At 61.0% G+C, this 13,003-nt stretch carries 13 protein-coding genes; 2 read left to right on the top strand and 11 right to left on the bottom strand.

Annotated elements, in window-relative coordinates; genetic code table 11:
- From PMI29_RS06690 to PMI29_RS06705, 4 genes are all read right to left on the bottom strand, one after another.
- A partial coding sequence (locus PMI29_RS06690; protein WP_008001852.1) for an ABC transporter permease occupies positions 1-501 on the bottom strand: 501 nt, incomplete at its 3' end.
- Positions 502-532: 31 nt separating this feature from the next.
- Complete coding sequence (locus tag PMI29_RS06695) at positions 533-1,675, bottom strand: ABC transporter substrate-binding protein (RefSeq protein ID WP_008001851.1); 1,143 nt, start codon at positions 1,673-1,675, stop codon at positions 533-535.
- Positions 1,676-1,714: 39 nt separating this feature from the next.
- The gene (locus PMI29_RS06700) at positions 1,715-2,842 is read right to left on the bottom strand and encodes an ABC transporter ATP-binding protein (RefSeq protein ID WP_008001849.1); all 1,128 of its coding nucleotides are present in this window, start codon (positions 2,840-2,842) and stop codon (positions 1,715-1,717) included.
- A gap of 144 nt (positions 2,843-2,986) precedes the next feature.
- Positions 2,987-3,223, bottom strand: coding sequence for an MbcA/ParS/Xre antitoxin family protein (locus PMI29_RS06705; protein WP_008001848.1), 237 nt, complete (start codon positions 3,221-3,223; stop codon positions 2,987-2,989).
- Between the two features lie 481 nt (positions 3,224-3,704).
- Between PMI29_RS06705 and PMI29_RS06710 the strand changes: the two genes are divergently transcribed.
- Positions 3,705-4,025 (top strand): DUF6124 family protein, encoded by a 321-nt coding sequence (locus PMI29_RS06710; RefSeq protein WP_008001846.1) that lies wholly within the window; start codon positions 3,705-3,707, stop codon positions 4,023-4,025.
- Positions 4,026-4,165: 140 nt separating this feature from the next.
- Here PMI29_RS06710 and PMI29_RS06715 read toward each other — a convergent pair whose 3' ends face one another.
- Together PMI29_RS06715 and PMI29_RS06720 are read right to left on the bottom strand one after the other, a co-directional pair.
- Positions 4,166-4,990, bottom strand: coding sequence for a response regulator transcription factor (locus tag PMI29_RS06715; protein ID WP_008001844.1), 825 nt, complete (start codon positions 4,988-4,990; stop codon positions 4,166-4,168).
- A 171-nt stretch (positions 4,991-5,161) separates the two neighbouring features.
- Positions 5,162-6,382, bottom strand: coding sequence for an MFS transporter (locus PMI29_RS06720; RefSeq protein WP_008001842.1), 1,221 nt, complete (start codon positions 6,380-6,382; stop codon positions 5,162-5,164).
- Between the two features lie 134 nt (positions 6,383-6,516).
- On the opposite strand from PMI29_RS06720, the gene PMI29_RS06725 reads away from it, so the two are divergent.
- Positions 6,517-7,290 (top strand): AraC family transcriptional regulator, encoded by a 774-nt coding sequence (locus PMI29_RS06725; protein WP_008001840.1) that lies wholly within the window; start codon positions 6,517-6,519, stop codon positions 7,288-7,290.
- A gap of 41 nt (positions 7,291-7,331) precedes the next feature.
- Here the strand turns inward: PMI29_RS06725 and phnX are convergent, their stop codons facing one another.
- From phnX to PMI29_RS06750, 5 genes are all read right to left on the bottom strand, one after another.
- Positions 7,332-8,159 (bottom strand): phosphonoacetaldehyde hydrolase, encoded by an 828-nt coding sequence (gene phnX / locus PMI29_RS06730; protein ID WP_008001838.1) that lies wholly within the window; start codon positions 8,157-8,159, stop codon positions 7,332-7,334.
- An 86-nt stretch (positions 8,160-8,245) separates the two neighbouring features.
- On the bottom strand, positions 8,246-9,118 hold the full coding sequence (locus tag PMI29_RS06735; RefSeq protein ID WP_008001835.1) for a LysR substrate-binding domain-containing protein: 873 nt from the start codon (positions 9,116-9,118) through the stop codon (positions 8,246-8,248).
- Between the two features lie 54 nt (positions 9,119-9,172).
- Positions 9,173-10,468 carry an MFS transporter gene (locus PMI29_RS06740; RefSeq protein ID WP_008001833.1) on the bottom strand — a complete coding sequence of 432 codons (1,296 nt, stop codon included), beginning with the start codon at positions 10,466-10,468 and terminating at the stop codon, positions 9,173-9,175.
- A gap of 131 nt (positions 10,469-10,599) precedes the next feature.
- Positions 10,600-11,691 (bottom strand): iron-containing alcohol dehydrogenase PsrA, encoded by a 1,092-nt coding sequence (psrA, locus tag PMI29_RS06745; protein ID WP_008001832.1) that lies wholly within the window; start codon positions 11,689-11,691, stop codon positions 10,600-10,602.
- 196 nt (positions 11,692-11,887) lie between these two features.
- Positions 11,888-13,003 (bottom strand): 2-hydroxycarboxylate transporter family protein (locus PMI29_RS06750; protein WP_008001830.1); only part of this gene is annotated, 1,116 nt, incomplete at its 5' end.

The raw sequence follows: 13,003 nt of genomic DNA, 5'->3' as shown, positions 1-13,003 counted from the left end.
CGTGTTGATCAGCCGCACATCCTCAAGACCCAGGCTGGCCAGCAGCGCCGGAATGCCTTTGCCGCTGAGGATGAAAATCCACGCGTAGGTGCGGATCAGGAAACTGGTCCAGAACGGCACGATCACCAGGGTCAGCAGCAGCGAGCGGTTCCTGCTGACCTTGACCGCGAGGAAGTACGCCAGCGGATACGCTGCCACCAGGCACATCAACGTGCCCAGTGGCGCGAGCATCAGCGTGTTGCTGAATGCCGCGCCGCGAGAACCGAGGTTCAGGTAGTTGGCCAGGGTGAAGCCACCGGCGTAACCGCCCACGGCGCTGCGCTCGCCGAAACTGAAGACCAGGATGATCACCAGCGGCATCAACAACAGCAGCAGGAACCACAGGGTCGAAGGCAAGAGCATCAGCAGGGTGATGCGTCGGCCGAGGCTGCGCCGTTGGCGTACCTCGACCGCCAGGGCATGGCCCGGCTGCACCGTTTGCGGGTGGGCGGCGGCATTCATGGATGACTCCTCATTGGCCATGGTCAAGCGATCAGGCGGACTTGAAACGCGCCATCAGTTCGGCGCGGGCCGGGCTGGTCAGCGTGGCGGCGGCACCGAATTCCAGCGGGCTCAGGGCCTCGGCGGCCGGGTACATGATCGGATCGTCGAGCATCGCCACAGGCAGCAGCGCGTCGACACGCTTGTCGCCGCTCGGGTAACCGTGGCTCAGCACTTCGAGTTTGTTGTGCTGCGGATCGAGCAGGTAGTTGATGAACGCGTAGGCGGCGTCCTTGTGCTCCGAGCTTTTCGGAATCGCAAAGAAGTCGCTCCACAGCTCGCCACCTTCCTTACCCAGTTCGAACTGCATTTGCGCGTTGTCGCGGTGCAGCTGCGAGGCGTCGCCGGTCCACGACATCGCCAGCCAGGCATCGCCGCTGCGCATCGACGGCTGAATGTCGGAGTTGATCGCGAACAGGTGCGGCTTGACCTCGATCAGCAGCTTTTCCGCGTCGGCCAGTTCTTTCGGGTCCAGGGAGTTGAAGCTGTAGCCGAAACTCTTCAGGGCATTGCCGATGGCGGTCAGCTGGTAGTCGTGGACCATCGTCCGGCCACTGGCCGGGCCTTGGGCGGCGACCCAGAATTCCTTCCAGCTGGTCGGGCCGTTTTTCAGTTTGCCGGTGTCGTAGAGCATGCCGGTGGTGCCCCAGTTTTTCGGCACCGCGTAGACCTTGCCGTCCACCGTGCCCTGGGCCATGAATTTCTGCTGGAACGCCGAGGCATCGAAGTTGGGAATGCGCGACAGGTCCAGCGGTTCGATCAGGCCCAGCCCGACGTAGGTGCTGATGGTGTAGTTGGTCGGCACCAGCACGTCCCAGCCACTGCCGCCGGCCTGCAGTTTGGCGAGCATCTCTTCGTTGGAACCGAACACGCTCATCGACACCCGGGCGCCGGTGGACTTGCCAAAGGCGTCGAGGTTTTCCTGGCTGTGGTAGTTCGGCCAGGTCGCCAGCGACAAGCGATCACCGAGCTTGGTTTGCTCGGCGGCCTCGGCGCCGGAGGTCAACAGACCGGGCATATTGGTGGCGACCACTGCTGCCGCAATGCCGAGGCCGGTGCGACCAAGGAACTCCCGGCGGCTGATCGAGCCGTTCTGCCAGCTGCGCAGGGTTTTTATAAAAGTCTTCTGGTCCATAACACGCTCCACATCCGGTTGATGAAACGAATCGATGATTTACAACGCCATGGCCAACCCATTGGCGTGATCCCAGCCGACGCGAACCGCTGCGCCGTGTTCGAATGCATTGGCGCCGTGATCCTGCTGGCGCGGTACCCGCACGCAGACCACGCCGAAGGCCTGGGTGCGCACGCGGTATTCGGTGGAATTGCCCAGGTAAATGCGATCTTCGACGCAGCCCGGCAGCTTCACTTCGCGGCTCATTTCGGCATTGGCACCAGCGATGCTGATCAGCTCCGGGCGCACGGCGATGCAGCCGGCGGCGTTGGCGCTCAGGCTTTTTCCGGTGGGGGTGAGGGGGCTGGTCAGTTCCAGCCCTTGCTCGGTGCGCAACACCACCGAGTTGCCGTTGAGCTGGCGCACGGTGCCGTCGAACAGGTTGGACTCGCCGATAAAGTCGGCGACGTAGCGGCTGGCTGGAGCTTCGTAGAGTTGTTCCGGGGTGGCGGTCTGGATGATCGAACCGTTGTGCATCACGCTGATGCTGTCGCTCATCGACAGGGCTTCTTCCTGGTCGTGGGTGACCAGCACGAAGGTGATGCCGACCTCGCGTTGCAGACGCAGCAGTTCCGATTGCATCTCTTTGCGCAGCTTGCGGTCCAGCGCAGCCAGTGGCTCGTCGAGCAGCAACACCGTCGGCTTGTTGACCAAGGCGCGGGCGAGGGCGACGCGCTGTTGCTGGCCGCCGGAAAGCTCGCTCGGCTTGCGCTGACCGAAGCCGCTCAGACGCACCATTTCCAGCGCCTCATCGGCCATGCGCACCTGCTGTTTCTTGTCCGGGCGCGGCGTGCGATAGCGCAGGCCGTAGGCAATGTTCTGCGCCACGGTCAGGTGCGGGAACAACGCGTAATGCTGGAACACCATGTTCACCGGCCGCTCGAACGCCGGCACCCCAGCCACGCTTTTGCCGGCCAGACGCACCTCGCCGCTGGTGGGCTGTTCGAAACCGGCGATCATGCGCAGGGTGGTGGTCTTGCCACAGCCCGAACCGCCGAGAAAGGAATGAAACGAGCCACGCCGCACCGCGAAATTAAGACCGTTGACGGCCTGCACCTCGCCATAGCGTTTGACCACATTGCAGAATTCGATATCGCTTGGCGGGTTGTCGTTCACGCTGTTGTTCACGAGGCGGGCTCCGTTGCAGTGATGAATCAGTGCGTCGGGGGCCAAACTAGCAATGGGGGTTTTGCGGTGTATATATCCCTTGGGGGATAGGAGCAGCTGCAAGCTGCAAGCTGCAAGTTTTTCAGTAGACGTATGACGTAACGATCATTGATAAACCCCGAGTTCAATCCGGGTCAGATAATTTTCAACCTTCTGGTATCCAGGCGAGTTGCTGATCAGTTCCAGCGGAATGTTGCCTTCCAGATACTTGCAAGGTCTCTTTAGCCAATCCTTAGCCAATTGCTGATTGCCAAACACGTTAATGGCGTGTTTCAAGGTCTGCGCATATCGGACTGTGTTTTTCTGCTGGTTTAGACGCACCGATTTGGTCTCCTTCGCCATCGCTTGTACTTGCCTGGAGCTGCAAAGTTAACCTTCGAACTTCCGACGGCCAACCTTAAAAGGGCGTCGGATATTTCCTGCATTTCCCTGATATTTTCAACGCCTGTAGGGCGTGTAAACCCGCTGTTGGAGCGTGGTGTTTAAGCGCTGTCAGCGTTACTTCCCGCAAGCTACAACACCTTGCGTCGTTGCCTACAGGTACGCCAGAATCCGCCGGCTTGTGCGCCTTGGGGCTGGGTTTTATCGTTGGCCGGTCGCTGAAAAAAAGCAGTGATCGGGTTTGGTAGCCCGGTTTTACAAGGTGCAACGCGTCACTATCAGCAGCGTTTTTCTGCTCTGCTGCTACATGGTGGCCATGCACAGGGCGTCTTCGGGCGCGCCGGTTTCCTTGTACCCGGTCTACCAACCTGCGTATGGCCACCACCCTACGTTTGGTAGCGTGAGAGTGATGGCTCCTTTTTACGGTACAAGGAGTTTCACTATGTTCAAGGTCACACCCAACCCGCCGGATACCGATCCGGCATCCCCGTACGAAAGCCTCGATCACGACCTCAACCCCGGCCCCCAGATCATGGCGACGCCGCGCAAACCCAGCACGATGTTCATCGTCAATCCCGAACTCAATACCGAAACCTTGCTGGTGCACGCCTGCGAGTCGCTGGCGTCGGCCAATGTCATGGCCAATGATCTGGTGGATCATCTGGAAGGTTCGAGCCGCAATGCGCTGCTTGGCATCGCGCAGGTGATCATGCTGGGGGAGTTGGCGGTGAATCGGGCGCTGGATCAGCTTGATCCGCCCTGACCACAATCTCCAGATCACCGGCAGAACTGTGGGAGCGAGCTTGCTCGCGATGGCGGTGTGTCAGACACATGGATGTTGAATGTATGGCCGCAATCGCGAGCAAGCTCGCTCCCACAGGGATATGCGTATACCAACGGGCATCAGGCTTGCAGCCTGAGGCCGGGCGCCTGCAACGGATCCTCCGTCAGCTCCCGAATGAACAACCCCAGCAACTCCGACTGACTGCCAATGCCCAGCTTGGCGTAGATGTTCTTGCGGTGAATCTTCACCGTGCCGGGGCTGATGTTGAGTTGTTCGGCCACGGAAGCGCTGGAGTGGCCGCGCAGCAACAGTTGAACGATTTCCTGCTCGCGCCCGGTAAGGATGTGCGCGCCGAAGTGGTCGAAGGCTTCGCGGATCTTGAAGTCCAGGTCTTGCGCCGGGCGCGGTTGCTGGGCCTGACGCAAACGCCAGGCTTCATTGATAACCTGCTCGACCACCGCTTGCGCACACTCGACCAACTGCATTTCGTCCCGGCTGAATGCGCAACTGGCACTGGAGCGCATCAGCGACAACACCGCTGTGGCGCCACCTCCGAGGTCGACGAAAAACGCCACTTCCTCGGCCAGTCCGGTTTGCTGGTAATAGGTCAGGAAGTACTCGCCGAGGTAGAAATGGTCGGGGGCGAACTGGCGCAGACGCCACAGTCCCGGCGCCTGCCCGCGTGTACAAGCCAGGTAGAACGGATCGAGCAGGTAAGGCCCGCACTGGTAGTCGTCGACATACACCGCGCGCTTGTCCGCCGAGAACGTATCGAACAACGCCAGTGGCCGGTGATTGCCTTCGTAGACAAACAACACGAAATGATCGACCGGGCAGATTTGCCGAAGCCAATGGCTCAACCCCGACAGCCGCGCATGCCCGGCAGGCAGGTCGAGCAGGTGGGCGACTCCGGTGGTCCAGAGTTTCAGTTCCTTGGGGCGCATGGCGACTACAGGCAGAAGGGGATGGCCTTTGGATGCACAAAGTACGCCATGGCGGGTTTGCCCATGTGGAGCGGGGTGGGTGGCGGCGCGTCGTGGAAAAGACGCACCGCAACAGTGCCGGGTGTTACCGAGTGCTACAAGGTTGGTAGCAAAAGTGATCGGCTGAATCCTTCAGCGAGCACCCCGGGTCGAAGGCAACAGGATCGTCAGAATCCCCAGCAGCGGCAGGTACGAACACAGCGTGTACACGTACTCGATGCCATGGATATCCGCCAGATGCCCGAGCAGCGCAGCACCGATCCCGCCGAAGCCGAACATCAGGCCGAAGAACACCCCGGCGATCATGCCGACGTTGCCGGGCACCAGTTCCTGGGCGAAGACCACGATGGCCGAGAATGCCGAGGCGAGGATGAAGCCGATGATCATGCTCAACACGCCCGTCCAGAACAGGTCGACGTAGGGCAGGGCGAGGGTGAACGGCGCTGCGCCGAGGATCGAGAACCAGATCACCCGCTTGCGGCCGATCCGGTCGCCGATCGGGCCGCCAAAGAACGTACCCGCCGCGACGGCACCGAGGAACAGGAACAGGTACAACTGCGAACTGGCCACCGACAGGTCGAATTTTTCGATCAGGTAGAAGGTGAAGTAACTGGTGAAGCTGGCCATGTAGAAGTATTTGGAGAATACCAGCAGAGCCAGCACTACCAGGGCGAACGTCACCCGCTGTTTCGACAGGCCGTGGGTGGCCTTGCTGCCTTGCTTGAGCTTGAACAGGTTCAGGTGATTGCGATACCAGCGGCTCAGGCCGTACTGAACGAGGATGGCGAACACCGCGAACAGGCCGAACCACGCGACGTTGCCCTGGCCATAGGGAATGATGATCGCGGCGGCCAACAGCGGACCGAAGGCGCTGCCGGCGTTGCCACCAACCTGAAAGGTCGACTGCGCCAGGCCGTAGCGACCGCCCGAGGCCAGGCGTGCCACCCGCGAGGTCTCCGGGTGAAAGGTCGACGAGCCAACCCCCACCAGCGCCGAGGCCACGAGAATCGCCGGGAAGCTGCCGACCATCGACAGCATCAGAATGCCGATCAGGGTGCAGACCATGCCGGCCGGCAATAGCCACGGTTTGGGGTGTCGGTCGGTGTAGAAACCGATCCATGGCTGCAGCAATGAAGCAGTGAGCTGGAAGGTCAGGGTGATCAGGCCGACCTGAGTGAAGCTCAAGCCATAACTGGCCTTGAGCATCGGGTAGATCGACGGCAGCACCGCCTGGATCAAGTCGTTGATCAGGTGCGCCAGCGCACAAGCGCCGATGACCCGCATGACCAGGGGGCTGGCTTGGCTTGCAACCGAGACGGTGGGTGAGGGTGAGCTCAGGGTAGTGGTCGACATGGGCGAGTTTCCGGATAAAAAACGCGAACTGCGAACGCAAGGCGCAGCCCATTTCAGGGTTCGGCGTTATCCTATGGGCCTCAAGGGCGCCCGTCTCACGCAACTCGGGCATGGACCATCGCAAAAAGGGCGTCATGATCAAGCCATTGCAGACATTTCTAGCGGAGATCGACCAGGGCGGCTGGAGCGTTCGCAGCAGTGCGACCGACTACCCGGAAAACTGGTTTATCGCGCCGCATTCCCATGAAAAGCATCAACTGATCTATGCCATCGAAGGCGTGATGGTGGTGCACGCCGCCACGAGCCAATGGACAGTGCCACCGAGCCGTGGCATTTGGATGCCGAGTGGGGAAGTGCACTCGATTCGCTGCGTGGGACCGATCAAGATGCGCAGCGTGTTTGTGCACCCCGACGCAAGCCCGGATCTGCCCGCTGAAACCCGGGCGGTGAGTGTGTCCGCGTTGCTCAGTGAGCTGATCAAGGTCTCGGTGGATTTCGATTTCAATTGCAATCCGGACTCGCGGGAAGCCCGGGTGCTGCGCCTGATTCTGGATGAACTGACGATCCTGCCAACCTTGCCATTGAACCTGCCGCAGCCCACCGATCAAGGTATCAACCAGATTTGTAGCGCGTTGCAGCGTGACCCCGGGGATGGCTCGACGTTGTCGGACTGGAGCGCGCGGTTGAGCCTCGACGCCAAAACCATCCAGCGAAGGTTCCGCAAGGAAACCGGCATGACCTTCGGCCAATGGCGCCAGCAAGCGCGCCTGCTGCTGGCGCTGGAACGAATCGCCGTCGGGGAGAAGATCATCGACATCGCCGGGGAGCTGGGATACGACAGCCCGAGCGCGTTCACGACCATGTTCAAGAAGCAGTTCGGCAAGACGCCGAGTGATTTTTTCAAGTGAGGCGGCCGCCCACGGGACGGCCGCTTGACGCCTGAATCCGTTCAGGACCCTTGCGGTGTTTCACCCCGGGCCAGTCGGGCATTGATGTCTTCGATGACCGCCGGCAGATCGACGATGGTGTCGATCAGGTAGTGCGGGCGTGAGCCTTCGAACATCCTGACGATGCGGGCCCGCTCACTGTCCAGCCTGTCGGAAGGCAGGGCCTTGTACTGCTCGTAGGTCAAGCCCAGGGCATTGCCGGAACAGGTCAGCGCGACCGTCCACATCCCGGCGGCCCGGCCTTCGAGAATGCCGGGCCAGGTGTCGTCGACCTTGACGCAGGCGGCGACGTCGCTGATCCCCAGGGCAATCACGTTGGCCAGGGCCTGGGCCGGGTAGGGACGGCCGTTCGGCACCTCGTCGGTGGCCACCACATGGTCCGCCACGTAGCCATTGTGCCGCGCCAGCTCGACCACTTTTTCCATGACCACGGCGGGGTAACCGGAGCAGGAGCCGATTTTCAGGCCCTTGTCGCGCAAGGCATCGATGGTGTTCAGCGCGCCGGGAATCAAGGCCGAGTGCAGGGCGATTTTCTCGATCTGCAGCGGCATGAACCGTTCGTACAGTGCGGTGACATCGTCATCGGTCGGCAGGCGATCAAACACCGTACGGTAGCGTTCGGCGATCTGCGGTTGGTTGCACAGGGTGCGGATGTGATCCCACTTGCCCATGCCCATCGGGCCCCGCGCTTCTTCAAGCGAAACGGCGACGCCGAACTCGGCAAAGGCCTCGACGAAAATCTGCGTGGGGGCGAAGGAGCCGAAATCGACAACGGTGCCGGCCCAGTCCAGGACCACGGCTTGCAGTTGGGTCGGTTGTTGGTAGTTCATGGTATTTCTCCATTTTTTGTTGTGGGCAGGCCGTCCCTCCTGTTGCCAGGAAGTAAGCCTGTGGATTGCTCAAGGGTGAGACGAAATCAGGTGCTCGGCGTTGGGCTAGAGTCGAACAGCTCCGCGATCATTGGCCGGTTTCGGCGAATGCCCAGGCAGCACAGGTGGTAGTCGATGGAAAACGGGTGATTGACGAAGGTGATCGGTTTGGTGCCGGGCGTTTCGGCGTACTCGACGGCCGAGACGAAACCGATGCCGATGCCCTTGGCGATGGCATGCACGATGGCCTCGCGGCTGTTCAACTGCATGACGCAGTTCAGCGCGACGCCCAAGTGCTTGCAGCTTTCCTCCACCAGTTGACGAGTACGGGAGCTTTTTTCCCGCAGCACCCATTTCTCTTCGCTGATCTGCTCGACATGTACTTCTTTCTGCCGGGCCCAGGGATGGTCGTCCCGCACCACGGCAATGATCGGGTAGCGCCGGTAAAGCTGCGTGTCAAAACGCTGGTCGAATTCGGACAGGGCCAGGATCGCCACATCGATATCGAAGTTGAACAGGCGATCCAGGGTCTCCTTTTCCGCAGAGAACGAGGTTTCCAGTTCGATGTCCGGGTGCCGCTGCATCAGTTCGTAGGTCAGGTTCATCGCAATGGGTGGGGACACTGCGCCCAGGCGCAACATACCGGACTTGCGTTGCTTGAAACTCTGCAGCAGTTGCACGGCTTCATCCTCCTGGCCGAACAGGCCCTGGGTAATCGCATAGAGCTGGTGCCCGGCGGCACTCATTTCGATAAAGCGACCGCGGCGGTGGAACAGCTCCACGGAAAACTTCTTCTCCAGGGCGTTGACCTGCTCACTGACCGTGGGCTGGCCGACGCTCAAATACTCGGCGGCGAGGGTGAAACTCCCGGTCTTGGCCACTGCATGAAATGAACGTAGCCACTTGTGGTACTGGTACATAGACGATCCTGTTCCTGAGCCGCTGCCACTGATTCAATCTGTCCAGCCAGGCAATCAACGCCTGATGAACAGCGCTACCGACGCGCTGCAGAGACAGGCAGCGGTGACCACGATGAAGATCAGCGAGGTGTTGCCGGTACTGTCGAGCATACTGCCGATCAGCGGTTCCGCCAGGCCGGCGAACAGGTAGGACGAGAAGTTCATCACCCCGGTCGCCGTGCCGGCGCGCTTGGCGCCCACCAGGTCCGGGCACAGCGCCCAGAAGCTGGAAGCGGGGCCGTACACGAAGAAGCCGCAGAGGAACAAGGCCACAAGGCCGGTCGCGCTGTGTGGGGCAAGGGTCCACATCCACAAACTGGTCGCCGCGCCGAGGAACATGTAGAGCATGATCGCCAGGTAGCGTTTGGAGCCGAACAGCTTGTCCGAGATCCAGCCGTTGCTCAGCGCACCGATGGCCATGCCGACGGGAAGGGCCACGGTGATCCACTTCGGATCGATCATGCTGTCGCCGGTCTTCCAGTTGGCACCCAGGAAGTGCACCGGCACCCAGACGATCAAACCGTAGCGGGCGGCGTTCTGGAAACCCAGGGACACGGCGGCGATGATCAGGCGAAAGTTTTTCAGAACAGCCTTGTAACGCTGCGCGGAAGTTTCGACTTCGCCATGGGCCACTTCATGGCTTTTGTCCTCGGCGTTGGCCACACCGGTGTCGGCAGGCGGTTCGAAACCCAGGTCTTGCGGACGCTCGCGGGCCACCAGGTAGAAGATGATGCCGCCCGCCAGCATGAGCAACACGGGCAGGCGGAAGATCCAGCGCCACTCCAGATGCATCACTTCCAGCACGACGATCGAGGTCACGTAGGAAAGCACCGACGCGCAGCCGGCCGCGAACACATAGAAACCGTAGACCTTGCCGCGTTCGCCCGCGCTCCACCAGTTGGAGATCAGCCGACTGCCCGGTGCCCAGCCCAATGCCTGGAAGTAGCCATTGATGCCCCAGGGCAGGATCAGCCCGGCGAAACCGCTGGCGAAACTGGTCACCCAGTTGGCGCCACAGGACAGCACGGCGCCCATGGTCATGATGCGTCGGCCACCGAATTTGTCGGCGAGGTTGCCGTTGATGGCCTGGCCAATGGCGTAGGCCCAGAGCATGGCGGCCGATGCCCAGCCAAGGTGCTCTTTGGTAAAGCCGAACTCGGCCTGGATACCGGGGATGGCGAAACCGAACGTTTGTCGCCCGGTATAGAAAAACAGATAACAAAACATGGCTGCCAGCAGCATGCGCCACTGGGCGACGCGAAACGATGCGGTGTGTACGGCGAGACCTGGCATGGTTTGGGCACGATTCATGATCTTTTCCTTATTCTTGTTCGTTCCCTGCGAGTTGCGTCGCAGGGTGCACTCTTTTTCAGGTGCGGCAGGAAATCGTCGCGGCTCGTTACGCCGCTGGCAGTGTAGTGTCTTGGGGGGGCTGTTGAGCCCTAGGCCGCTCGTGAGCCGATGAAGTTTTTGCCGCGCGCGCCCTGCAGGGCGAAGTCGATCATGGCTTGCGCCTCTTCGGCCGTTACGCCGTAGTCGGCGAACTCGGTTTTCACATCCAGGCTGTGCAGGAAGGCGCGCAAGCGGGCCTGGGCTTTATCCAGGTCTGGCCCGAAAACCCGTTGCAAGGTCTTGTCGCGCGTTGCGTCGTGGCCCCAGGCAAGGCCCAACACCAGTGGCAAGGTGAAGGAGCAGGCGATGCCGTGGGGCAGGCCGTAGCGCAAGGTCATCTCATAGGAAATGGAGTGGGCCAGCGCGGTCTTGGTGTTGGAGAACGCCATTCCGGCCTTGAGTGCGGCGAGGGCCATCCGTGAGCGCAGTTCCTGATTGGACAGGTCACGCCGCAGTAAGGGCAGGCATTCGAGGATGTCCTCGATGGCAGAGATCGCGAAGGTGTCGGAAAGCGGGTTGGCGTTGATGTTCCAGATCGACTCCAGTGCGTGGGACAAGGCATCCAGGCCTGTGGACACGGTGACGCCGGCCGGTACCGTGAGCATCAATTGCGGATCGATGATCGCGACCTTTGGCCAGGTGCATTCCAGGTGCAGGGAATACTTCTTGTGGTTGGCGGCGTCCCAGATCGTCGCCCAGGGCGTGACTTCACTGCCGGTGCCTGCCGTAGTCGGGGCCGCGATCAGCTGTTTACTGCGTGCCGGGACGAAGGGTTTGCCGCTTGCCAGCAAGGCGAGCAACTCATCGAAGCGGCCTGACTCGGTGCCGACAATCAGCGCTTTTGCCGTGTCGATGGCGCTGCCGCCACCGACGGCAATCACCGCATGGCAATCGCCGGCCTCTTGCCAGAAACGTTCATAGGTTGCGCGCAGTTGCGCGACATCGGGATTGGGCTGGACATCTTCGATCACGTAGACCAAGCGTTCGCCCAGCAACGCTTGGAGGCGATCCACCAGCCCCAGGCCACGGGCTTCGGGAAAGGTCACGACGGCAACGTTCTGGTGTTCGGTGATGGCGGCAAGCTCTTGCAGGCTGCCCCAGCCGAAACGGGTATCCACTGGGTTGTGAAATCGGGCGGTCATGGCGGGTCCTTGGTTTTTGTTGTTGGAAGTGACGCCATGCTCGCGGTCCACGGACCACTGCACAAATCGATAATTCGCAGGTTTGAATCGGCTGGGCCGATAACGGCCAATCGGGAGGGGGGTGTTGCAGACAGCAAAACACCGGCGCCGGACCGGTGTTGATTGCGTTTGGAATGACCTCGCGGACGGCTCGTTTTCAAACGAAAAGCCGCAACAGTATCGTCGCCAGAATCACCGTCGAAGCCCCGCCAATGCGCGTGGAAATCTGCGCGAACGGCATCAGCGACATGCGGTTGGAAGCCGAGAGGATCGCCACGTCTCCGGTGCCGCCCAGGCCGCTGTGACAGCAGGTCACGATGGCCGATTCGATGGGGTACATCTTCATCAGGTTGCCAATGAAAAAGCCGGCCACGGTCATCGACACCACCACCGAGACGCACACCAGCACATAGCCGACCGAGAACACTTTCACCACGCTGTCCAGCGGCACGTAGAGCATGCCCAGGCCGATCATGACCGGCCAGATGAAGGCCGACGACACCAGCTTGTAAAAGGTGTTGGCGCCTTTCTCGAGTTTCTCCGGCAGCACCCGAAGGTACTTAAACAGTACCGCCGCGAGGATCATCATCACCGGGCCGGGAATGCCCACGACTTTTTCCAGCAGGCCGCCGAGGACAAAGAACGCGCAGATCACCAGCACCCCGGCACCCATGACGCGGAAGTCGACAAGGGAGCCGGTGTCTTCCTTGACCTTGAATTTATCGTTCTCGTCCTTGGCGCGGATCAGCAAACCTTCACCATTGATGTTCGGGCGTTTGAGTGCCAGGCGCGCGAGAAAACCGGCACAGATGATCGCCGCGATGTTGCCGACCACGGCGGCGGGCGCCAGTTGCGCCACGTAGATATCCGGGGTGCCGCCGAGGATCGCCGAGTAGGCCAGCGACAGGGGCAGAATCCCTTCGCCGATCCCGCCGCCAATGATCGGCACGATGATGAAAAAGAACGTGTGGTGAAAGCTGTAGCCCACCAGTTTGCCGACCAGCAACCCGCTGGCAACGGCGGCCAGGGTGCCGACGAGCAGGGGAATGAACATCCGCAGCATGCCCTGGACCAGGATGAAACGACTCATCCCCAGAATGCTGCCGACCACCAGGCTGGCGATCACGAAGTACAGGAAGTTGGCTTCCTTCATGAGCATTTTGGTCGCGTCGATCGTCGCCGGCCCGAAGAAGCCGTAGAACACCAGGATCGACGGCAGCATCAGGCACAGGATGGCGCCGCCGCCGATTTCCTTGAGGATCGGCAGGCGCGA

Origin of the sequence: Pseudomonas sp. GM49 (assembly GCF_000282355.1) — a bacterium.
Classification (GTDB): domain Bacteria; phylum Pseudomonadota; class Gammaproteobacteria; order Pseudomonadales; family Pseudomonadaceae; genus Aquipseudomonas.
Note: the sequence above shows the minus strand (reverse complement) of the source record. Positions and strands in the feature narration are given on the sequence as shown.

Coding starts and splice junctions, on each gene's coding strand:
- PMI29_RS06720 (WP_008001842.1), bottom strand. CDS start 6,382: ATGTCGACCACTACCCTGAGCTCACCCTCACCCACCGTCTCGGTTGCA.
- PMI29_RS06715 (WP_008001844.1), bottom strand. CDS start 4,990: ATGCGCCCCAAGGAACTGAAACTCTGGACCACCGGAGTCGCCCACCTG.
- PMI29_RS06725 (WP_008001840.1), top strand. CDS start 6,517: ATGATCAAGCCATTGCAGACATTTCTAGCGGAGATCGACCAGGGCGGC.
- PMI29_RS06740 (WP_008001833.1), bottom strand. CDS start 10,468: ATGAATCGTGCCCAAACCATGCCAGGTCTCGCCGTACACACCGCATCG.
- PMI29_RS06710 (WP_008001846.1), top strand. CDS start 3,705: ATGTTCAAGGTCACACCCAACCCGCCGGATACCGATCCGGCATCCCCG.
- PMI29_RS06695 (WP_008001851.1), bottom strand. CDS start 1,675: ATGGACCAGAAGACTTTTATAAAAACCCTGCGCAGCTGGCAGAACGGC.
- PMI29_RS06735 (WP_008001835.1), bottom strand. CDS start 9,118: ATGTACCAGTACCACAAGTGGCTACGTTCATTTCATGCAGTGGCCAAG.
- PMI29_RS06705 (WP_008001848.1), bottom strand. CDS start 3,223: ATGGCGAAGGAGACCAAATCGGTGCGTCTAAACCAGCAGAAAAACACA.
- psrA (WP_008001832.1), bottom strand. CDS start 11,691: ATGACCGCCCGATTTCACAACCCAGTGGATACCCGTTTCGGCTGGGGC.
- phnX (WP_008001838.1), bottom strand. CDS start 8,159: ATGAACTACCAACAACCGACCCAACTGCAAGCCGTGGTCCTGGACTGG.